At 48.1% G+C, this 22,455-nt stretch carries 22 protein-coding genes; 18 read left to right on the top strand and 4 right to left on the bottom strand.

From position 1 onward, the window contains the following. Positions 1–31 precede the first annotated feature (31 nt). The 7 genes from P5G61_RS25075 to P5G61_RS25045 all read left to right on the top strand — a co-directional run bounded on the left by P5G61_RS25075 (position 32) and on the right by P5G61_RS25045 (position 7,217). On the top strand, positions 32–1,660 hold the full coding sequence (locus P5G61_RS25075) for a glycosyltransferase family 4 protein (RefSeq protein ID WP_301248940.1): 1,629 nt from the start codon (positions 32–34) through the stop codon (positions 1,658–1,660). Positions 1,661–1,674: 14 nt separating this feature from the next. Next, positions 1,675–2,766 carry a non-hydrolyzing UDP-N-acetylglucosamine 2-epimerase gene (gene wecB, locus P5G61_RS25070; protein ID WP_079347722.1) on the top strand — a complete coding sequence of 364 codons (1,092 nt, stop codon included), beginning with the start codon at positions 1,675–1,677 and terminating at the stop codon, positions 2,764–2,766. Continuing rightward, a complete protein-coding gene (locus P5G61_RS25065) occupies positions 2,759–3,745 on the top strand; it encodes a polysaccharide biosynthesis protein (protein WP_301248939.1) in 987 nt (328 codons plus the stop codon). The genes wecB and P5G61_RS25065 overlap by 8 nt, the downstream gene beginning before the upstream one ends. After that, on the top strand, positions 3,742–4,569 hold the full coding sequence (locus tag P5G61_RS25060) for a dTDP-4-dehydrorhamnose reductase family protein (protein WP_301248938.1): 828 nt from the start codon (positions 3,742–3,744) through the stop codon (positions 4,567–4,569). The genes P5G61_RS25065 and P5G61_RS25060 overlap by 4 nt, the downstream gene beginning before the upstream one ends. Then, complete coding sequence (locus P5G61_RS25055; protein ID WP_301248937.1) at positions 4,551–5,492, top strand: NAD-dependent epimerase/dehydratase family protein; 942 nt, start codon at positions 4,551–4,553, stop codon at positions 5,490–5,492. Before P5G61_RS25060 ends, P5G61_RS25055 begins: the two co-directional genes overlap by 19 nt. After that, positions 5,489–6,205, top strand: a complete 717-nt coding sequence (locus P5G61_RS25050) for a glycosyltransferase (RefSeq protein ID WP_301248936.1) — start codon at positions 5,489–5,491, stop codon at positions 6,203–6,205. The genes P5G61_RS25055 and P5G61_RS25050 overlap by 4 nt, the downstream gene beginning before the upstream one ends. Before the next feature lie 295 nt (positions 6,206–6,500). Then, positions 6,501–7,217, top strand: coding sequence for a glycosyltransferase (locus tag P5G61_RS25045; protein WP_301248935.1), 717 nt, complete (start codon positions 6,501–6,503; stop codon positions 7,215–7,217). A gap of 161 nt (positions 7,218–7,378) precedes the next feature. Here P5G61_RS25045 and P5G61_RS25040 read toward each other — a convergent pair whose 3' ends face one another. Beyond that, complete coding sequence (locus tag P5G61_RS25040; RefSeq protein ID WP_301248934.1) at positions 7,379–7,552, bottom strand: hypothetical protein; 174 nt, start codon at positions 7,550–7,552, stop codon at positions 7,379–7,381. After that, complete coding sequence (locus P5G61_RS25035) at positions 7,549–8,787, bottom strand: glycosyltransferase family 4 protein (protein ID WP_301248933.1); 1,239 nt, start codon at positions 8,785–8,787, stop codon at positions 7,549–7,551. Before P5G61_RS25035 ends, P5G61_RS25040 begins: the two co-directional genes overlap by 4 nt. Positions 8,788–8,974: 187 nt before the next feature. Between P5G61_RS25035 and P5G61_RS25030 the strand changes: the two genes are divergently transcribed. Beyond that, on the top strand, positions 8,975–9,322 hold the full coding sequence (locus P5G61_RS25030; protein WP_301248932.1) for a hypothetical protein: 348 nt from the start codon (positions 8,975–8,977) through the stop codon (positions 9,320–9,322). A 268-nt stretch (positions 9,323–9,590) separates the two neighbouring features. Further along, positions 9,591–11,078 (top strand): DHA2 family efflux MFS transporter permease subunit, encoded by a 1,488-nt coding sequence (locus P5G61_RS25025; RefSeq protein ID WP_301248931.1) that lies wholly within the window; start codon positions 9,591–9,593, stop codon positions 11,076–11,078. Between the two features lie 84 nt (positions 11,079–11,162). On the opposite strand, the gene P5G61_RS25020 is transcribed toward P5G61_RS25025, so the two are convergent. After that, positions 11,163–12,245, bottom strand: a complete 1,083-nt coding sequence (locus P5G61_RS25020; RefSeq protein ID WP_363325767.1) for a glycosyltransferase family 4 protein — start codon at positions 12,243–12,245, stop codon at positions 11,163–11,165. A gap of 240 nt (positions 12,246–12,485) precedes the next feature. Between P5G61_RS25020 and P5G61_RS25015 the strand changes: the two genes are divergently transcribed. The 6 genes from P5G61_RS25015 to P5G61_RS24990 all read left to right on the top strand — a co-directional run bounded on the left by P5G61_RS25015 (position 12,486) and on the right by P5G61_RS24990 (position 18,402). Beyond that, positions 12,486–13,601, top strand: a complete 1,116-nt coding sequence (locus P5G61_RS25015; protein ID WP_301249057.1) for an ABC transporter ATP-binding protein — start codon at positions 12,486–12,488, stop codon at positions 13,599–13,601. Beyond that, on the top strand, positions 13,598–14,314 hold the full coding sequence (locus P5G61_RS25010; RefSeq protein ID WP_024632542.1) for an ABC transporter permease subunit: 717 nt from the start codon (positions 13,598–13,600) through the stop codon (positions 14,312–14,314). Before P5G61_RS25015 ends, P5G61_RS25010 begins: the two co-directional genes overlap by 4 nt. A 4-nt stretch (positions 14,315–14,318) precedes the next feature. Beyond that, positions 14,319–15,713, top strand: coding sequence for a GldG family protein (locus tag P5G61_RS25005; protein WP_301248930.1), 1,395 nt, complete (start codon positions 14,319–14,321; stop codon positions 15,711–15,713). Next, positions 15,710–16,708, top strand: a complete 999-nt coding sequence (locus P5G61_RS25000) for a DUF4340 domain-containing protein (protein ID WP_301248929.1) — start codon at positions 15,710–15,712, stop codon at positions 16,706–16,708. The genes P5G61_RS25005 and P5G61_RS25000 overlap by 4 nt, the downstream gene beginning before the upstream one ends. A gap of 236 nt (positions 16,709–16,944) precedes the next feature. After that, entirely contained in the window at positions 16,945–17,913 is a 969-nt protein-coding gene (locus P5G61_RS24995) for a YhcN/YlaJ family sporulation lipoprotein (protein ID WP_301248928.1), read from the top strand. A gap of 264 nt (positions 17,914–18,177) precedes the next feature. Beyond that, the gene (locus P5G61_RS24990) at positions 18,178–18,402 is read left to right on the top strand and encodes a helix-turn-helix domain-containing protein (protein ID WP_017692532.1); all 225 of its coding nucleotides are present in this window, start codon (positions 18,178–18,180) and stop codon (positions 18,400–18,402) included. 506 nt (positions 18,403–18,908) lie between these two features. Here the strand turns inward: P5G61_RS24990 and P5G61_RS24985 are convergent. Next, positions 18,909–19,262 (bottom strand): hypothetical protein, encoded by a 354-nt coding sequence (locus tag P5G61_RS24985; protein WP_301248926.1) that lies wholly within the window; start codon positions 19,260–19,262, stop codon positions 18,909–18,911. A 243-nt stretch (positions 19,263–19,505) separates the two neighbouring features. On the opposite strand from P5G61_RS24985, the gene P5G61_RS24980 reads away from it, so the two are divergent. The 3 genes from P5G61_RS24980 to nagA are packed head-to-tail and all read left to right on the top strand — an operon-like array spanning position 19,506 to position 22,307. Next, the gene (locus P5G61_RS24980; protein WP_301248925.1) at positions 19,506–20,369 is read left to right on the top strand and encodes a MurR/RpiR family transcriptional regulator; all 864 of its coding nucleotides are present in this window, start codon (positions 19,506–19,508) and stop codon (positions 20,367–20,369) included. 4 nt (positions 20,370–20,373) lie between these two features. Continuing rightward, positions 20,374–21,102, top strand: coding sequence for a glucosamine-6-phosphate deaminase (nagB, locus tag P5G61_RS24975; protein ID WP_301248924.1), 729 nt, complete (start codon positions 20,374–20,376; stop codon positions 21,100–21,102). Continuing rightward, a complete protein-coding gene (gene nagA / locus P5G61_RS24970) occupies positions 21,099–22,307 on the top strand; it encodes an N-acetylglucosamine-6-phosphate deacetylase (RefSeq protein WP_301248923.1) in 1,209 nt (402 codons plus the stop codon). Before nagB ends, nagA begins: the two co-directional genes overlap by 4 nt. Positions 22,308–22,455 lie beyond the last annotated feature (148 nt).

Below are 22,455 nucleotides of genomic sequence, written 5' to 3'. Positions count from 1 at the left end.
TGTCCGGAAGGAGGTGTGCACAGAACCCTGCATGTTCGTATTCAGGGTCCGTGCAGCCATGGCGACTAAACCCAAACTCATGTTGTTTTCCCATGTGTGCAACACCCGCAGTATTACGGGCGCGGAGAAGCTGTTGCTTCATTTTATGAGGGAGATGGGTTCCGTCTTCGATTGTGTACTCGTCGTTCCTCAGGAAGGAAAGCTCGCCGGACTTGCTCGGAGGTTCGATATTCAGGTCAAAGTATGCTTCCTGCCGATGCTTCACGGTGTGTACACACCTTACCGGGGGATTGCAACGGATGCAGAACAGCTTCGTCATAAGCCAGATTACCAGGACGTGGTCTCCCTTATCCGGGAGACTGCACCTGATCTGGTGTTAACGAATACCTGTGTCAATGTGATGCCTGCCGTAGCAGCGAAGTCTCTGCAAATTCCGGTGATTTGGAAGATTACCGAAATTATTGATTTGAATGAACATACAAACGAAGCCGTACAGATGATTGGGCGTTACTCGGACTGGATCATAGGTATATCCGAAAGTGCCGTAGCGCCATTCAAGCAAGCCGGCATGAGTTCCAAATTGACCGTGATCTCCCCAACCTGGGACCCGGCCTTGCCGGCTCCGGAACGGTGGGTTCATTTGAGAGAACGCAAACGCAAAGAGCTCGGTTTCAAGTCATCGCAGATCTGTATTGGTTACATCTCTTCCTTCATATATGATGCCAAAGGTCTGAAACCTTTTGTAGATATGGCTCTGCAATTGTGTGAAACCCATCCGCGCTGCCGTTTCTGGATCATTGGTACATCAGCGGACAAAAAGTACTATGACGAATGTGTATCACGGGTAAAAAAATCAGGTTATTATCGCAGATTTACCTTTACGCCGTTTGAAGAGAACGTATCACTGGCCTATACGGCCATGGATATGGTGGTTATTCCGAGCATGGTCAAAGAAGGCTTCGGCATGACCGCGCTGGAGGGGCTTTATTTCGCCAAACCGGTTATTGCTTTTGCCCAGGGCGGACTTAAGGAATTGCTGGAATCGGTAGGCAGTGGTGCATTTTTGGCCCCAGCCGGGGATTACCGGGCGCTAGTTACTCTTGCAACAACCCTGTTGAATGATCCTGAACTTGCCTCCGACACGGGTTGGCGTAATCGGACAGAAGCGGAAAAGCTGTACGGTATTGAAACCTACAGGGCAAAGCTGCATACGATGGTGACACAGTGGTTGATGCGTTTTCCCGGATGGTTTCCGTACATTCAGCCTCCGAATGGGCCAGTGTACACTTGGGATGAGGGCCGTTTGCGAACCGTGCTGATTCTGGATCCGGCTTCGGTTCGGGCACGATTGTTCCCATTGAGTGTGATGCAGGCCTTGCCGCTCTCGTCCTTGCCTCCGCTTGCCATCGGTCAGCCTGTTCATGAAGAATCAGCACCTTACTCAAGCCACAGAACAGGTCGAAGTCGTTACCCGAAATCGCCCCACCGCAGGGGGGGACGTGACCGGTTGAAACGAGGAACGGGAACAGGTGGGAGAAAACTGAAGCCAAGCAAAAAGAAGAAACAGCGTGCGCGTGTGATTCAACCGACTGTTCGCAAACGCGTGCCTGGTAAAGCCAAACGAAGCCGGGTTCGCCGGAGATTATCCAATAGACGATGAAGGCAGGGGTTACGATGAAGATCATGACGGTGCTGGGTACGCGACCTGAAATTATACGGCTCAGCCTGATCATTTCCAAGCTGGACCAGTACGCGTCCAAACATATTCTGGTACACACGGGACAGAACTTCACGGAAAGTCTCAGCGGTCTTTTCTTTAAGGAGATGGGCCTGCGGGCGCCGGACTACGTCCTTCAGGATGAAGCGGCCTCGTTGGGTCGACAGTTATCCTCGATGTTTACACAAATGGAAGATCTATTACATCAGGAGAAACCGGATAAAGTACTGCTTCTCGGGGATACGAACAGTGCATTATGTGCTGTTCTGGCAGAACGGATGGGCATACCCGTCATTCATATGGAAGCAGGCAATCGATGCTTTGATCTGGATGTGCCCGAGGAGAAAAATCGCAGGGTTATCGACGCCATTTCCACCATTAATATGCCGTATACCGAACAGAGTAAGAAACATCTGGTTAGTGAAGGGGTGCCCAGTCGCCGAATCGTACTGACAGGTAACCCAATCTATGAAGTGATGCAACACTACGACGCACAAGTGAGTTCCAGCAAAATACTAAAGAAATTGAAGCTGAAGTCCGGGCAATATTTCTTGGTTACGGCACATCGGGCGGAGAATGTCGACCACCCTCCACATTTGCTGGAAATCATGAAAGGCTTGAACCAGGTTGCTGAAGAACATGCCATGCGAGTCATATGCAGCATTCACCCTCGAACGGCCATTCGAATCGCCGAGCATCTGCAGCTGGAGATGCACCCGCTGGTGGAATTTCACGAGCCATTCGGTTTTTTCGACTTCGTGATGTTGGAACGACATGCACGCTGTGCACTTACGGATAGTGGAACCGTACAGGAGGAGTGCTGCATCATGGGAGTACCTACGGTCACCATGCGTCGGACGACAGAACGTCCGGAGACCGTGGATTGCGGCAGTAACGTGGTCTCAGGTCTGGATGCGGAGCGTATTGCGGGCTGTGTGAAAGTAATGACCGAAATGTCAAACGACTGGGATTGCCCACAAGGTTACAAAGCAACCGATGTATCCAGTAAAGTGGTCAAATTTCTGCTTGGAGGGAAAATGCATGTTTGAAAATAAGCGTATACTCGTGACTGGCGGTACGGGATCATGGGGTTATGAACTTGTGGCTCAACTGCTGCCCCAGCAGCCCAAGGAGATTATTGTTTACTCCCGGAATGAGTCCAGCCAAGTGGCGATGAGTCGTGAATTCGAAGACCCGCGTCTTCATTTTCGCATTGGTGATATCCGAGACAAGGATGCCCTAACCGTTGCCTGTCAGCATGTGGATTATGTATTTCATCTCGCAGCGCTCAAGCATGTGCCGGTGTGTGAAGACCAACCGTATGAAGCACTCAAAACCAATGTGATCGGCACACAGAATGTCATTGAGGCTGCGATTGAAAATAATGTGGAAAAAGTCATTTATATTTCGACCGATAAGGCCGCGAATCCATCCAATTTCTATGGCATGACGAAGGCAATCGGGGAGAAGTTAATCGTATATGCCAATCTGCTGCATAGCAATACTCGGTTTGTAACCGTACGTGGTGGGAATGTACTTGGAACGAACGGCAGTGTCGTACACTTATTCAAAAATCAGATTCGTTCCAAAGGTCAAGTATCCATCACGGATATGAAGATGACCCGATTTTTTCTCACCCTGAAAGATGCGATCACATTGCTGTTCAAGGCTTCGGTGGAAAGTGTAGGTGGTGAGATATTTGTCATGACGATGCCAACCTGCAAAATTGTAGACCTCGCAGAAGTACTGATTGAGGATTCAGGTGTGGAGAATGTATCCATTGTGGAGCGCGGTACTCGTCCTGGTGAGAAGATTCACGAAATTCTGATGAGTGAATTCGAGAGCATGACCACTGTGGTATACGATGAGCAATACTTGGTGATTTTGCCTACACTCGGCATACCTGGATTGAAAGAGCATTACACCAATTGTCCGCCTGTTTCTTTCAGCAGCTTTAGTTCGGAACATCAGCTGATGACCAAAGCAGAGATTCGTGACATTCTGCAACGCGGAGGGTTCCTGTCATGAAGTTGCTGATACTTGGGGGAAACGGAATGGCCGGCCATATCTTGGTCGACTATTTCCGCCGTCAAGGCGTGCATAGCGTCTTCTACACGACCCGGGATGTATCAGATCCTAACGGTCTGCTGCTGGATGTAAACGACTGCTTCATGGTCGATCGTCTGGTAGAGGCTGTGCACCCAGATGTCATCGTTAACGCAGTAGGTGTATTGAACAGCTTTGCGGATGAAGACAAAATTACCGCTTATCATATTAACGGATTTCTGCCACATCGTCTGCGGCGGATCGCCGATACGATTGGTGCACGTCTGATTCACATCAGTACAGATTGTGTGTTTAGTGGGGACCGGGGAGCATACCGGGAGGATGATGTAACGGATGGAACATCTACCTATGCCATCACGAAAGCACTGGGTGAAGTTCAGGATGCCAGGCATCTGACGATCCGTACGTCCATTATAGGACCTGAAATCCGGAAAGGCGGCATTGGTCTGATGCACTGGTTCATGTCCTGCACAGGCGAGGTTGGCGGATATACACGTGTCTTCTGGAATGGGGTGACCACCCTTGAACTGGCCAAATGGGTAGATCATTATCTGGCATCGCCAGTCAGTGGTCTTATCCATCTGGCTCATCCGGTGCCTGTCAGCAAGCACGATCTGCTTGTGCTGTTCAAACAGACATGGGGTAAACAGGATGTTGTTATCGTACCCGATGATAGCGTTGTGCAGGACCGCACGTTAGTATCCACACGTGAGGATGTGAAGACAGACCTTCCGGATTATTCTACGATGCTGAAGGAGCTGGCATTATGGATGGAGCAGAGCTAACAGGCAAAAAGGTACTGATCACGGGCGCCTCTGGCTTCACTGGACGGCATGCGGTTGCTTACTTCAGGGCAGTCGGTGCGGAGGTGGCTGCGGTGGTCAGGCGGGTAGGCATACATTCGTTTGGGGATGGCGTGGTTGTACATGTCTGTGATCTTAACGATAAACAGCAAGTCCGTCATCTGATTGATGAGGTAAAACCGGATTATGTACTGCATCTTGCAGGCAAAAATTCCGTACCCGATTCATGGGCTGATCCGTTGCTCGTACTGGAGACCAATGTGATGGCCGTTCTGTACTTACTGGATGCGTTGAGAAGCTGTCCGGCGGCACGGATCGTAATTGTAGGTTCCCGATTAAAATATACCGCCGAACCGGGTCGTACACCGCAGCCTCCGCATCCGTACAGTCTCAGCAAAGCACTGGAGGAAATGGTATCTCTATCCTGGATGTCTCTCTTTGGACAGCAGATTATGCTGGCCGAGCCGGGGAATCTGATCGGGGCAGGCCCTTCGACGGGCATATGTTCACTGCTGGCACGTCATATTGTTGCCTGTGAACTGGAAGGCAAGACGGAAGCCTTTCGTCTATCCGGCAGGGATAATACCCGTGATTTTCTGGATGTGCGGGATGCGGTCAGAGCCTATGCAACCCTGCTTGTTCAAGGCACCACGGGGAATGTATACCCGGTTGTGTCAGGCACGGAGCGCAGCCTCGGAGAGATTGCGGATACGCTGCTGACCATGACCGAAGCGGAGGTACCTGTACGATGGGACGGCGCTTCTTCCGGTCCGGACGGGGCTGGAGATCAGCAGGAATTCTCGGCGCTGCGCAAGTTGGGCTGGCAGCCACTGATTTCATTTGCCCAATCTCTTCAGGACATTCTGAGTGATGTTCGTACCCAGCAAGGGAGGTCGACTGAATGAATCCGAGAGTGTCCATCGTCATTCCGTTTTACAATTGTCCCTATGTGCATCAAGCGATCCAGAGTGCACTGAACCAGACATATACCGATGTGGAGATCATTATCGTCAACGATGGATCTACCCGGCATGCGGAGCTGCTTCAGCCGTATCTTCCATATATTTATGTTCTTGGCAAAAGCAACGGCGGCACAGCTTCGGCTCTGAATCACGGCATTCGTCATGCCTCCGGGGACTATATCGCATGGCTAAGTTCGGATGATCTTTTATATCCGGATAAGATTCGTCATCAGGTTGAATTTATGCAACGGGAGAATGTGCTCATCTCACATACCAACTTTAATTACATTAATGAACATTCTAAGGTGACCAAGCTGAACGGAGGGGCTGACCCTGTACCTGAGCCAGATTGGCTGCGCCTCTTCGTTAATGGTAATCCGGTGAACGGTTGTACCGTGATGATCCACAAGGATCTGTTCGGTACGGTGGGATTGTTCGATGAACTGTTGCCTTACACGCATGATCTGGATCTATGGATGCGTATCCTGCTGAACGGACATCGCTTTCCTTATCTGAACGAGTCGCTCACAGCATATCGACGGCATGGAGAAATGGGAACGGTACGTCATGCGGATAACATCGGCCGGGAGGCCTCCATGGTGTGGTCCAGATATCGGGAGTCTTTGTTGCAGCGAATTGCTGCCATTGGAGGATAAAAAAATTTGGTGGGGGTTATGGAGGCCGCAGGGCGGCCGAATAACGCCCTCTTTATTTGTAAGCATTTTTCATAATTCAACTCAATTTACTCCGGGGACAAGATATAGACGAATAGAAGCATTTCGAGCTGTATCCTACTGCTTGAAAGACGCTCTTTGGATTAATGCAAGATGCTTATTTATATTGTGGATAATTTATGCGTAGCTATGCCAACAGATGCCTGATCCCTATCGGATCTGTCCTCATATAATAGGGAGAATGGGGATTATTTACGCGGAGAAAGGAGAGGACCGAATGGAGCCGAAAGTATCAATTGTCATTCCTTTTTATAATTGCGCGTACATCGAGCAGGCTGTTCACAGCGCCGTTCACCAGACGTATCGGAATATTGAGGTCATAGTGGTAGATGATGGCTCTACGCAGCATGTGGAGCGGCTGCAGCCCTTTATGGATCGCATTCGCTATATTCGAAAAGAGAATGGTGGAACGGCAACCGCGTTAAACGAGGGTATCAAGCAGGCGACAGGAGATTACTTTGTGTGGCTCAGCTCCGATGATGTGATGCTGCTCGACCGGGTAGAGAAACAACTGAAATTCATGCTCGACGTCAAGGCATCATTCTGTCACGGGGCCTATCATTATGTAGATGCAAACAGCGAGTGGATGGACACGGTGAGACCGGAGGTAGGAAGTCGTCTGGAGATGCTGCAGGTGTTGACCGAAGGTTGCCCAATTAACGGCTGCACCGTGATGCTAAAGATGGATGCATTTCGAAAGTTCGGCATGTTTGACACCGATTTTCGCTATACGCATGACTATGAGATGTGGCTGAGACTGTTTCCACTCTATGAGCTGTTCTATTTCAATGAACCGCTGCTGTGTTATCGGGTTCATGAATCCATGGGAACCAAGAAACACTTCGAGGCATTGAAAGCCGAGATGGAGCTTGTTCAAGCGAAGCATCGGCCGGTATTACTAAATTTGCTGCAAGTAGGCGGTTATTGGAAGTAGATTTGAAGCAGAAGCTAAAGTCGTGGGAGCCACAAATGCGAATGCTAGGCTGGCTAGTGAAACGTAAGATAAAGAGAAAAAGAGGGTATTCGATTGCCGTGAAGTGGGGCGGCATGAACGAATATCCTCTTGTTTGTTCCTGTTTGTAAAGTGTCTTGACTCTAGTTATTCTCAGAAGTCAGAATGAGCATGGTTGCTGGATCAGGGAAAACATATCCTTTGGGCAGCTTCCTCATTAATTCGTTCATTACAGCGTAATCCACCTCAATATGTGTCGTCGACACAGGGATGGAGAACCAACGGTTATACAAATCACTGGGGACAAGCAATGTCATATTCTCTGACCTCCTAAATAAATGGCTTCCTGGTAAACATGCAGCGTGCGCAATCCCATCTCCTCCAGTGATCGATGTTGTTCAGCCCATGCTTTAGCCGCTGCTCCTACCTTCGCACGGGTGGCATTATCCTGCAGAAGAGCGTTTAACAGTTCACTAAGGGCCTCGACATCCTGCGGTGGCACGACCCAGCCGGTATGTTCAGGCTGCACCATCTCAGGCATACCTGCCGTTCCGCTTACGATGACAGGCAATCCGGCGAGCTGAGCTTCTGTGACCGAGAAAGGCTGGGTATCCTGCAAGCTGGGCTGCACATAAATATCGGCACGACGCAGGAATGAAGGAATGTTGTCGAGTTTACCCCAGAAAACGATGTCACCACCTACGCCAAGATCATTGGCCAGGGAACGCAAATCCTCCATCAGGTTGCCTTCTCCAGCAATCCAGCAGACCCAATCGGAGCGGGTCTTCTTTAGGCTGGAGAGTGCTTTGACCAGAATGTGCACCCCTTTGATATGCTCCAGTCTGCCCGTAAAGGCGATCACTTTTTTGCCCGCTGGCTTGCGCTGACGGAACTTGACCGCTGCTTGGGCTCGGTAGGCTGGAATATCCAAAGCATAAGGAATAATTCGGAATTTGGACTCGGGAACCTGGAGGTCCGTAAGTGTACTCTTAATCCAATGGCTGGAGACCAGAATAAGTTCGGATTGTTCAGCGCTTCGCTCTTCTAATGACAGGAAGTAACGTCCGCGTTTGGATTGCATATATTCAGGAAGTTTAAGCTTCGCGTTAGATTTTTGAGCATCGTAAAAGGCTTCGCGCGCAAGCGCTCCGTGGTAACTTGTGACCAGCGGTGTATTGCGGTTCAATATGCGTTTCATCGCAACGGCAGCGACCGGATCCTGCGCATGGATGACGTCGTAATGATCAACGCCTAGATAGGCAGCACCCATTTCAAAGGCATATCTGTTCAACTCATAATAAGCCACGAGAGAATCGGCAGTGAATTGAGGGAAATCTGTTGGATTAAGCTTGGCTTGAAGCATAGGCCATACTTTATCTTTGGAGAAGGAACGATTTAGATTGCGAATGTACACTTCATTTTTGGCTCCATTGGTGCCCATAATATCCACCTCTACGCCAAGTGCCATCAGCCTGTCAGCCAGCTGCTTCACATATGTCCATATTCCACCCATCTGTGTAAGCTCCCAATAGGTCACGAGCAGAACTCTCATAGGTACCTCCTTGTCTCGGCCTGCACAGGCCGAGCTTCTATCCTTCCAGTCTATGAAAAAAGGCAGACGAAAGGATGGGCGTTTCCATGGATTTGGTTAAAATGGGTGATTTTAAATAGCAATGGACAAGAGAAGGCATAACATATCTTGAGAAAGGTTCAACTTGCTTTACAGGAGGGGATGTACAGTGGCCGCATTTGTGTTGGAGATTCACGAAAACCTGCTGCAAACCGCTGTTCCGGTGAGATACATGGACATTGAATTGGCATTTGCAGGGAAAGACGATGTGGATATATTTGTTGGAGGAGTAAGTTCTACCCGAGGGGAGCTATATCGATACCTTTTTCGGATAGGGGCAGATACAGGAAACTACATTATTCATAATCTGGCGGTCTCATCCGATCGGTGTGAGCTACGTATCATTAGCAACAGTTCTTCACCAAGACATCTGGTTATTCGCATATACTGCAGAAGTGACCAGGGTCAGACCCTGGGTATACTTTCGGAGCATCAGATGATCAAGATGGCAGATTAGTAAAGCTCATATCGAGAACGAGTTTATCCAAACGGATGGAGCAGGAGAAGACCTGGTCCATTTTTTGGCATGCACACTTAATTCGTTGCCCAATAAAAATAGCTTGACAGCAAAGGTATTTTCATTAGAATTAACCTATGCTTAAACAAAAGTTTAAAACGACGGTTTAAAACAAAAGTTTGAAACGTCGTGAATATAAGGCCGATCGAGAGGCAGATACAAAGATAACGCCTCCAGGCCGGAAAAGAGAGTGGAGAGAGTGGAGAGAGTGAAACAACAAACAGCAGTGCCCCAGGACCCGGCGGAGTTTTCGATTAAAACGATTATTTTGCCGCTACTGGCTATTATCGTCGGGATGATTATGGTCATCTTGGACAGCACGGTGGTTAACGTGGCGATTCCGAATCTGGTTCAATATTTCGAGACGGATCTGAAGACCATTCAATGGACCGTTACAGGCTATACGTTGGCCTTGTCAGCTGTTATTCCGCTGGCAGGATGGTTGACCGACCGATTTGGAGCCAAAAGAGTATTTCTGTTCACGATTGCTATGTTTACCTTGGGTTCGGTATTATGCTCAATTGCACAATCTCCTGAACAATTGATTATTTACCGGATCATCCAGGGACTTGGCGGAGGCATGGTTGCGCCGATTGGTATGGCGATGGTGTTCCGTCTGGCTCCTCCTGAAAGAAGAGGCTCCATCATGGGGATGCTCGGAATTCCGATGTTGCTGGCCCCTGCACTGGGTCCCGTATTATCCGGCTGGTTCATTGAATCACTCAGCTGGCACTGGATTTTCCTGATCAATCTGCCGATTGGTATTGCCGCTTTTATTCTATGTATCAAGTTCCTGCCGGATACGGATCGTGGACGCACTCCTGCGCTAGATCTGCTTGGCATGATTCTGGCGCCAATTGCATTCTCGATGCTTGCATACGGTGTAAGTGAGGGTGGAACAAGTTGGAGTTCTGCAACAGCGCTGACGGGTGTGATTGTCGGGGGCGTGGCATTGATTCTGTTCATTATCGTAGAACTTCGTCACAAAAATCCACTGCTGGAACTTCGAGTATTCAGATCCTCGGATTTCACACGTGGTATTATTCTGGCATGGGTATCACAGGTTGCTTTGTTCGGAGCGATGATTTTGATCCCGCTGTATTTGCAGCAGATCAAAGGCTACACTGCACTGGAAACAGGACTCATTCTGCTTCCGCAGGCGCTGGCTTCGGGTGTGGGTATGCCGCTTGGTGGACGATTGTTTGATAAAATCGGTGCAAGACCACTGGCCTTTGTGGGTCTGGGTATCATCTCGGGTGCACTGTTTATTCTGTCTTCTATTACGGCGGAAACCGGTCTGGGTCTAATCATTCTTAGTCTTGTCATGATGGGCTTGGGTATGGGCTTCTCCATGATGCCTCTTAATACGCATGTACTGAATGCTGCTCCACGTAAGCTGGTAGGTCGGGTCACCCCGCTTACTGCGGCTGCACAACAAGTAGTCGTATCCTTTGCCGTTGCCGGCCTGACCGGATTCCTGACCTCCCATATTGCGAGCAATACAGCAGGAGCTACTGATGCTGCAGGTATGGTGAATGGATTAGTGGCTGGTTTTAACGACACCTTCTTCCTGGCGGCTTGCATTGCCCTGTTTGGATGTCTGCTCAGTCTGATCCTGCGCAAACCGAAACGGATGGAAGAAGATTCCCTTCAAACAGGCGATAAACCCGATCCAGCGATGATGATGGGACACTAATTCAAATACGCTGAGATTAAGGTAAACACTTCACTTGAATTTAAGGCAGTTCAGAGATTTTTCTGAACTGCCTTTTTGTTTTGTTCAAAAGAAAATGCTCAAGGCTGTCATCATTTCACGGAATGAAATGGCATATCGGTCAGGTGAGAAGGAAACGGCCATATGCTGTCTGCCCTGAATGCGTATATAATCCCGCAGCTGTATGTTGTGCATCAGGTCTACTGCTTCAGATACAGCGGCATTCACGTTTCCAATCGGATAGAATTTTCCCGTTCGGTTATGTGTAATAAAGGAACGTACGCCATCCGAATCGGTACTGAGCACAGGACAGCCGCAGCTGATGGCTTCAGCAACAGCGTATCCAAAGCCTTCGAGCAGTGATGTAGACAGCATGATTCCCCCCGAAGCTGCAATCATGGAGTAGAATGTGGGCATCTGGGAATGGGGGACGTTGATAAAGATGCCAATCCGATCTTCTAGCCCGTACTCCGCAAGCATGTGTCGGAACATGACCTCATCCTCAGGATTGGCCAAGGTGGGATCATGGAACATCCATAGTCTGGCTTCTGGAACACTTTTAATAATTTCGCTGGATATCATCAAATATTCCCGCCAGTTTTTGTTGTGCTCGAGCCTTCCCACCCATGCAAGTACCGGATAGGGTGGGATATCCACTGAGATGGGGGCAAAGGTAGTGGTATCCAACATATTGGGAATGACAAACCGATGAAGCCATGGACACATATGGATGAACAGCTCTAGTAAATGATCCGTTGGAGGAATGACCGCAGCATTACAGTGAGCTTGCAGATAAGGTACTCCCATCTGAATGGTTTCCATAGCCTGTTCACGCGTCCCGAGTCCCTGTGCTTCATAGATAATGCGTCCTTTATACCCGAGGGACCTTAATCTGCCCGGCATGGAAATATCCGAGGTGACAATAATGGCATCATAGCGATGATGATGGATCAAGCTGTATATTTCTTCATCACTAGAAGCGGTGAAGACCGGCGTGTTGTTATTGTTCTGCAGTCCCGAGCCAGGGTACAGATACAATACATGCGCTTCGATGCCATGGCGTTGCAAAACGGCTGTACGCAATCGGTTTAACGTATCCACACCGCCGCTTGGAACAAAAAATGTGAATAGTACTTTCACACGGTTCACCCTCTGACTTTTGTAAAGGAGCTCATGCTCCCGTACTGTATGGTACGTTGCCCCAGAGTACAGCGTGTGGGTGAATGAAGGTTTGTTCACATTTTGGACACATATTTTTAAGCTCTCTTTTAAGTGACTTTAAGCTGCATTTAGGATACAACACGTAAGATACAAGGAACTTCCCGTGTTGACCATCCGAAGAAAAGCGACGATGGCACACGGGTATTTTAACGGGAAAGGATGAATGATGTGCTCGAAGTGAAACAGGTAAGCAAAGTATTTGATGGACGGCGCGGCGTGCATCAACTGGATTTCACAATGGAGCGCGGTGAGATTGTTGGATTTTTGGGACCAAATGGTGCCGGAAAAACAACAACGATGCGAATGATCACAGGTTATTTGCATCCAACAGAAGGTTCCATAACGGTAGACGGCATATCGGTGCACGATCAGGGGCGGAGCGTTCGTTCCAAAATTGGTTATCTGCCGGAGACCCCACCGCTTTATCCCGATATGACGGTTCAGTCGTATCTCAAATTCGTCGCTAATCTAAGAGATGTCCCAACACGTGAAGTAAAGTTACGGGTCAGTGAGATGGTGAGCAGACTGGGTCTCCAGGATCGGGAGAAGCAACTGGTTCGTGGACTATCCAAAGGGTACAAGCAACGTCTGGGACTGGCTGGAGCCATTATTCACAAACCGGATTTGCTCGTGCTGGATGAGCCCACTTCGGGACTTGATCCGAATCAGATTATAGAAATACGGGATTTGATTCGTGAACTGGGTGAGAATCATACCGTGCTGCTTAGTACACATATTTTGCCTGAAGTAAGCGCCATTTGTAATCGCATGTTAATCATTAATCAGGGACAGCTTGTATTGGATGGTTCCCCTCAGCATTTTGGCTCAGCGATGGGTGACCAGTTCAAAGTATCCATTGAAGTAAAGGCGACAGAGCAGCAATTACATAACTTGCTGACACCTTGGGAGAAGGTGCGGAGTGAACTCGTTCATACACCTGATGGACATGCGTCCAACGATTCTTCCAATACAGTCAAAATGCTGCTTGCGGGTGAATCGTCGGACGATTTTCGGGAAGAACTGTTTTACCTTTTGTCTGGGGCAGGCTTGCCGATCCTGGAGATGAAGAAAGAAAATCTCAGTCTGGAACAGATTTTCCTGAAGCTTACGACAACGGAAACGGAATCCGAAATGGAACTGTCACCGAAGGAGCCTCAAGCGGATACCGTGCAAGTCGCGGCGACGGAAGCAGAGACCCAATCGGATATCGCTTCAGATCAAGAGCCATCGGCAATGACCGAGAGCGCTTCATCTGAATCCCGCACAGGGGAGGAGTCCAAATGAGAAGAATGATGGCGGTTTGCAATAAGGAATTGCAAGCATACTTCCTGTCGCCGACGTCGTATTTCGCGTTTGCTGTATATGTACTGATGACAAGTTTGCTGTTCTATTCCAGCTTTGTGTACTATCAGCCAAGTATTGTGGATTATCGCCTCGTACTGGGCGACACGTTATCCATGCTGCTGTTTGTAGTGCCACTGCTAACGATGAGACTGGTGGCAGAGGAATTCAGACAGGGGACGGACGAACTTTTGTTGACTTCACCTGCACGGGTGACCGAGATTATTTTCGGCAAATATCTGGCATCACTGGCCATTCTTGCCGTACTTATTCTGTGCAGTCTCGTTTATCCGTTTATTATGTCCTTCTTTGGTGAACTGGATCTGACATCGGTATGGTTGTCTGCACTGGGTCTATTTTTCCTGGGCGGAAGCATGATGGCGATCGGACTGTTTGCTTCCACGCTATCTCAGCACCAGATGGTGTCTGCGGTAGCCGGTTTTATTATTTTGCTCGTATTCTGGATGCTTGATTCATTTGCTGGCAATTCCGGATCTGCCCTACAGCAATGGCTGGACCCATTTGCACTGACGAACCGGTTTGACAGCTTTACAAAGGGCGTACTTAGTGGCCCGGATATATTGTATTACGTGACGCTCTCTGGTGTATTTCTCCTGTTAAGTATTCAAATTGTGGAACGGAAGCGGTGGAGGTGAGAAGATGAAAAAATGGTTGAGTCATACCAACAGTACCGTGCTGTCTGTAGCGGTGATTGGCATCTTTATTTTGCTGACCCTGTTTCTGAATTCGCTCGGCGGTTTCCAATTGGATCTGACCTCGAACAAACAATATACCTTGTCAGACCAGTCTCTAACCGCGATCAAAAATGTAAAAGAAGACGTCAACGTCTTGGTGTTAACTGTCGAAAATGCGAATAATACAGTCTTGAACCGCGAAGTTACCGATATGGTTCAGGAATACACGAAACGCAACAGCAAACTGAAAATGAAGCAGTACAATCTGACACAGGAGCCTACGCTGGCTTCTAAATATGGCATCACAGGCAGCTCCATTGTATTGGAACAGGGAGATCAGCATAAAGTCATTGATATCGCCAGTCTGTTCACCGCTGTCGGGGATGGTAGCGATGGATCGTACCAGTTCACAGGTGAGGAGAAGCTGACACAAGCCCTAATGAACCTGTCTTCAACGGAGATGCACAAGATGGTCTTCCTGACAGGGCATGAGGAGCTTGGGGTGGATCAACTGACTACGCTGCGTTCCTCTCTGGAACAGAATAATATCTCAACAGAAGAACTTCAACTGAATCAGGCAGGTCAGGTTCCCGAAGATGCGGATGTGCTTGCAATCATCGGTCCACAGCGCGACATCAGTGATGCGGAACTGAAGGCTATACGGACTTATTTGAGTAACGGAGGAAAATTGCTGTTATCCCTCGGTTTTCACGAAGACATGAAATTGACATGGAAAAATGTTGATGCACTCATGACCGATTATGGCGTGGTGGATGAGCATGCAGTCATGGTGGATAATCAGCAGGCCAGCACAATGGGACCACTTTGGGTCGTGCCGGAGTATGGCACACATGCCATCACGGATAAACTAGCAGAAAACAAGCTTTATCCCATGTTATCCCTGTCTATTGCTTTGACAAGCAAAGAGCAGGATAAATACACGCTGTCGCCGCTCATTCATTCATCGAATGACAGTTATGGTGAGACGAACATTGGGGGCTTATTGCAAAACGAGACATCCAATGATCCAGATCAGGATGTACAAGGTCCTGTCGAGCTTGGATATGCGGCTGATACAACGGATGGCAAACCGGAGGCTGTTATTCTGGGTTCATCCATTTTCATGCAGGACTCGGAAATAGCGAACGGCGGAAACCGGGATTTTATTCTGAATACCGTTAATTATTTAAGTGAAAAAGAAGACGGGGTAACCATCCGTCCGCGGGTGCAATCCGGTTATCAAACGGCGTACCTGGACGGTGAGCAGGCCAGAACCATTTTCTTCGTGGCCATTGTCGCATTCCCGCTCATCTTTGTTATGATAGGTGTACTCTTATGGTGGAGGCGCAGACGGGTATGAAAAAATGGCTACCAACGATTCTGGTCGTATTGGTTTTGATTATCGGCTGGGTCTATGCGGCCAGTCAAAATTATTTTCGTGAAGAAGAAGCGGAGAAGGTCAAGTTGCTTGGTATTAAGTCTGCCGATATTCAGTCCATCACGATTCATGACACCAGTGCAGACACATCAGGTGCCTCAAAGCCCTCACAATTGGAACTAAACAATGGCGTATGGAGTATGGTGGAACCAAAGGCTTATCCTCTGAATGGTTATGCGGTTAGCAGTTGGCTTGATGGCTTGAGTGGTGCGGATCAGGAACTGATTGTGGAGGAAGAGCCGAAGGATCTCGACAAGTATGGATTGGGTGCAGATGCAACGCTGCTGGATATCCAACTGAAGGATAACTCTGTAATTAAACTGAGCATCGGTGGCCAGCTACCGGCTGATGACGCTCGTTATGTTCGGGTAGACTCCGGGCCTGTCGTAGCCGTACAGACGGAATCCATCAGCAATATAGAAAAATCACGGCACGATCTGTTGGACACGACTCCCTTTAATCTGGATGAAAGCAATGTGAATACGCTGGAGTGGGAAGGTGAAGCAGCCACCTGGATGCTCAAATCAGCCTCTGAGGAGGGTGCAGCAGAGCAGACGTGGACGCTTAATGGTGAAGCGGTTGAAGCTACAGATGCTGTATCGCTGATTGGCAAAATTAAAAACCTGTCCACAGCAGACGATGTACGCAAAGCTTCTGAACTGAAGGGCACCGTGCCACGCTTTACTTTATCCGTTGAACAGACGGTTAATGGAGAAGCTGTTACGGATGTGTACCGTGGGCTTACTATTCCTTCGGAACCGGATCAGATCTGGGTAGTCACACCAGACGGTCAGTGGGCCTATCCCATGGATGCAGCCAGTCTGAAGGAAGCAGAGCAATTCCCGACTTCGATCCACAAATCAGATGTGTCATCTTCAACGGAGAAGGACGCTGATGGAACTTCCTCATCCAAATAAGTGAAGTGTCTACTTCAACAACCATTGAGGAGCTAACTGAAACAGGAATACGAAGGTAATGAAGGTGGTGCTGCACTTTGTGCATGCACCGCTTTTTTTGTTTTTTGAACCTTGAAAGAATTCCCGTTGAGCCCAGATAAATAGAGGTTGATGTTCCATATCCTTTCAGCATATCGGTCCGTACAGAAGAGCATCCTATCCTTGTGACCAAAACCAACATAATTGGAGGATGAGACATGCCAGCAGCCAAAAAGGCGACAGCAATCAGCTTATCTTTGTCTACTGCAATCTTCGTAATGGCCGGATTGACGGGTTGTGGAACCAGCACAAAAGATAACAACAATCTGCACACCCAAAATGTTCGTCATGAAGTGAAAGGCATTAACCGTTATGGTGTTGAGTCCAATGGGATGGATGGTATTCGTGCGAAAAGCTATCGGACGCATAACGTCACTGACCTGAAAACAAGTGACGAGCTGGCTAAACGTATTACGGAAATGAAGGAAGTGAAGTCAGCACATGTTATGCTGACCGATCGTAACGCGTATGTTGCAGTCCGTTTGACAGATGGTCACACTGGCAAATTGGAAAGCAAATCTTTGCATAACCGTGCAAATGGTACGATGCGTACCGAAAGCATGGGGCAGGAAATGGGCGGTTTGCGTGTAAATGGTGGTAATGGAACAATGTCTCCATACAGCACAAGTGGCATTGCGCCAGGACTGAACACCAATGCAGCTACGGATCGCAGCCACATGGGCAATGACCGCAGCATCTATGGAACCATGGGTACTGGATCTTATGGCATGATGCGTGGTCTGACCAACAGTGGCAACGGCACTTCACGTTCAATGAGCGATGGTCATTATGGCATGAAGAGTGAAACCACGCGAATGGACAGCACGGATGACAACACACCGGAAGAGATTAAATCCAAAATCTCGGCCAAAATCAAACAATTTGCACCTAACGTAGAGAACGTATACGTGTCGGCTAACCCGGAATTTGTCCAGCATGTGGAGGGCTATGCCACGGATATTCGTAACGGCAAACCGGTTAGAGGTATGATTAACACGTTCCAATCGATGGTTGAACGTATTTTCCCAACGAATGCGTTGAACACCAATCACCGTGACGGCGTGCTTGATAATGGCATGAATCGTAACAACAACGATGGCATGATGAACCGCATGAATCATCGGTAAACAATAGTCAGAAGAACGAACAAGTTGCCTTTGCGCAGATGGTGACATCAGCAGCAAAGGCATGCTTGTTTCTGAGTGAAAATAACGTTTTTAAGAAAATGAAATAGAATGCTTATATAAGACTGAGCTTATTCTTAAAACCCCAATTTACTGCCCATTTTTTTAATAAAACTGAACCAACGCCCTTGACCTTACATAAGATGAGTTGACTGTATCCCCTTAACCTTGTTACACCAACACAACCCGAGCAAGGAGGGGTGAACATTGAAGGGTATCGATCATAAAAGCAAATTTCTGTTGACCCACCGTGAACGCGAAGTATTCGAATTACTGGTTCAGGACAAAACAACGCGTGACATCGCAGGGCAGTTATTCATCAGCGAGAAAACGGTGCGTAACCATATTTCGAATGTGATGCAAAAACTCAATGTTAAGGGTCGTTCGCAAGCAGTTGTTGAGCTGATTAAGCTCGGAGAACTGAAGATCTGACGCGATACTGCACAGTTGATTGAAGCAGCATGAAAGTCTTTTCCTATTCTTCATCATGAAGAATGGGGAAAGACTTTTTTGTTGTTAGGTTGGAAAGCAAAAACAAGCGAATTCTCAAAGTGGAGAAATCGCTTGTTTTAAATAGTCATTCTCAGAAATCTAAATTCAGAAGTTGCTGATTGCATTCCGCTATTCTGGTTAGATCAGATTTAGGGTAGCCTAGCCGCTTTGTCTTTTCACAGCACCACCAGCAGGAACAATGTATCTTTCCTTTGGCAAACATCCCTTCGAACTTGTAGGACCAACCGTACCGAATAGCAAGGTGTTTTTTACGCTGAATAACACGCCTTCTGTGATGCCTGTAATAGGCTCGATTTCTTTGCTGAGATTTCATTGATCATCACGCTCCCTTGGGAAAAGGCTCAGCCCGCAGAAATTCCAAGGGTACAGATTGCTACGGGCAGAGCGTGATGGAAATCGTAATTGTATATGGCATAAGGGTTCACCTACATATGGTTATTGGAATGCTCCTCAATAAAGGATCTCCATTGTTTCTTTGAAAAAGGCTGATAGAAGAGCTGCTCCAATTCACCGTATTGTGTTTCATCTAAGTACAGATAGAGTGCTTTTTTCGCAATTTTGGCAGCTGGTTGGGAGGAAGAATGTGTACCGCCAGTTTTACGTTTGATTGGAATATAAAACTGCAGCAAGTCGTCGAGGCTATTCCAACCTTCCCAGCTTAGTCGTGCTCCGCGCTTCCAGTCAATGGCATACAGGACACAGTATTTACGAGCTCCGGTCTGTTTTATGGCAATAATCCAGGTGGAAGGAATCATTTTTTGACGTTGTCGTAGATTCATCGAGTGTACTCCTTCCTTAGAAATGAAATATCCACATTCGTTTCAAAGCTCATCTCCAATATAAGCGGAATCCCATTCCTCAATCAAGAAGATGCCTTCTCAAAATTTCATCATACAAACCGAGAATACATGGTTAGAATCCTCTTGATTTGCAACAACGCATTGATTAGAATGAAGATATAAAAATAATTTTCTTTATTTATAATGAATTCATAAAAATAATTTTCAAAAAAAGGAGTCCTCATGGCAGCCATATTACATGCGTTGCAGCAAGAGCTGAATGAACTTCCGTCTCAGGAACGCCGAATTGCAGAGGTGATTTTACAGTCACCATCCGATATTCCGGGCTGGACCATTAACCATCTCGCGCAGCAAAGCGGAACAAGTGCGGCTACGGTAACCCGCTTTTGCAAATCATTTCATTTCAAGGGTTTCCCTGATTTCAAAATGAAGCTGGCCGCAGAACTGTCTCACTCATCCACTGAAACTGCATATCAGGATATCGTCGCGGGCAATCCTTTATCCAAAATTGTGGAAGCTATTGAAGCGAATCATCTCGCATCCATTGCGGATACCACCCGTCTGCTGGATCTGGGAAGGTTGGAGCATGCGGTTCAGCTATTATGTCATGCCCGTCGCATTGATCTCTACGGTGTCGCAACCTCTTCCATTGTTACGCAGGATTTTTATCAGAAACTGGTGCGGATTGGCAAAAGCTGTACCGCCTTCTCGGATTCACATATGCAAATTACGTCGGCCTCTTCACTGGGTGAGGGAGATGTGGCGATGGCAGTATCCTATTCGGGTGAAACGCCGGAGACGATCGATGCTTTGCATTGTGCCAAACAGGCGGGAGCTTCTACCATTTCACTGACATCCTATGGCAATAACAAACTTGCGGGGGTATCGGATATTCCGTTATTTACTTCCTCACTGGAAGAAGGCATGAGGCGGGGAGATATGGCTTCACGTATTGCCCTGCTGCATGTCGTTGATATTTTGTTCACTGGCATGGTGAGTGCAGACTTTGACCGTTTTATCCCCAAATTGGAACAATCGTATCACAATGTGCAGTCTTATCGAGTTCAACATAACGGAGGTGCCTAAAAAGATGAATATACGTATTTTTGAAAATGAAGAAGATTTGAATGCAACAGGTGCAGGTGTGATTGCCAGTTTACTACAAACGAAACCCCGGGCTGTATTGGGACTCGCGACTGGAAGTTCTCCTGTGGGTATCTATAAATCGCTTATTGCCTTGTATCAAAAAGGTCTGGTCAGCTTTGCACAGGCATCTTCCTTCAATCTGGATGAATATGTCGGTCTTCCTGTAGAGCATCGCGAGAGTTACCGCAGCTTCATGAATGAACAATTGTTTTCCCATATTGATATCGATCTCGCCAGAACGCATGTACCGGATGGGCAGGCTTCGGATTTGGAACAAGAATGTGTCTCCTATGAACAACGGATTGATGATCGTGGTCCTGTAGACCTGCAACTGCTGGGTATCGGACATAATGGTCACATTGGCTTTAATGAACCCGGAACCGAGCTGACAGGGCGGACACATGTGGTGGATCTCAAAGAAGAGACAAGAAAAGCAAACGCCCGCTTTTTTAATCGCATTGATGAAGTTCCGACTCAGGCCATTACGATGGGAGTAGGTACAATTCTAAAAGCCAAACAAATCCTGCTGATCGCTCGTGGTGAGGAGAAAGCCGAAATTATTCGTGAAGCCTTTATGGGGCCGATTACGACACAATGTCCCGCTTCGCTGCTGCAATGTCATCCCAATGTGGTCGTATTGCTGGACCGTGCTGCCGGGAGGTTGGTGAAATGAGCGTAGAACATACGGAGAAACATGAGCAAGAGAGTGAGAAAACCATCTCCCTTCTTCGAGGCAAAATTGTATTGCCCGATGGTGTAATGGAGGACGGTGCGCTCGTCTGGACAGAAGGGAAAATCCTTTATGCTGGCGCACCCGAGGGACTATCTGAACACATTCGCCGTGAAGCCGTATCTGTGCCTGTTTCCAAGCATGGTGTCATTGTCCCAGGGTTTATAGATATCCATGTACATGGTGGTAACGGAGAGGACTTCATGGACGCGAGTAAGGAAGTGTTGGATAAAATCACTTCATTCCACAGCACACAGGGGACCACTGCAATGCTGGCAACGTCCATGACAGCTCCAAAAGACAGTCTGGATCAGGTTTTGGCAGAAGTGCATAGCTACCGTTCCGGTGACATGCCTTATGCACAGCTGGAAGGTGTACATCTGGAGGGCCCCTTTTTCAGTCCCAAATGGCCTGGCGCTCAAAACCCGGATCATATCGTACTGCCTAATGTATCCTGGCTTGAGGCGTGGGAAAAACAATATCCGGGCCTGATTCGTCAAGTTACCCTAGCGCCGGAACGTGAGGGAGCGCTGGAAGTCATTTCGTGGCTGCGTGAGCAGCGAATTACGGCAGCATTAGGCCATACGGATGCGACCTATGAAGAAGTAGAGCGGGCTGTTGAAGCCGGGTTGCATCATGCAGTGCATACATTCAATGCAATGACTCCCCTGCATCACCGAAATCCCGGAGCCGCAGGAGCGGTGCTCAGTGATCCGCGTATTAGTGCAGAGGTTATTGCAGACGGTATTCATGTGCATCCAGCGGCGATCTCCCTCATCGCACAATTGAAGCAATCTACCGATCAAATCGTGCTGATCACCGATGCCATGTCTGCTGCCGGGCTGGATGATGGTGAATACAAAATTGGCGACCTGCCTGTGATGGTTAAAGAGGGTGTAGCACGTTTGAAAGACGGAGACGCACTGGCAGGAAGCACACTCACGATGATTCGCGGTTTCCGATATCTGGTGCAGGAAGTAGGAATGAGTCTGAACGCAGCTTCAAGGGCAGCCAGTCTGACGCCGGCACGTCTGCTTGGAATTGATCATCGGACAGGTTCCTTTGCACAAGGGAAACAGGCGGATGTGGTTTTGCTGAATGGTGAGTTGCAGATTGAGGATGTGTGGGTGAAGGGCAGACGAGTGTAGACATCAATCTCAAGTTAAACATAATTAGGAGCAATTCTACGGAGGATAGCTCCACGAATATAAACAAGCGTTGAAAGACAGAGCTACATGTCACTCGACGCTTGTTTTCTTTTTTTATTTTTCTTAGCAAGAATGGAGGAGCTTTAAT

Source organism: Paenibacillus vandeheii (assembly GCF_030433635.1).
In the GTDB taxonomy this organism is placed as follows: Bacteria; Bacillota; Bacilli; order Paenibacillales; family Paenibacillaceae; genus Paenibacillus; species Paenibacillus vandeheii.
Note: the sequence above shows the minus strand (reverse complement) of the source record. Positions and strands in the feature narration are given on the sequence as shown.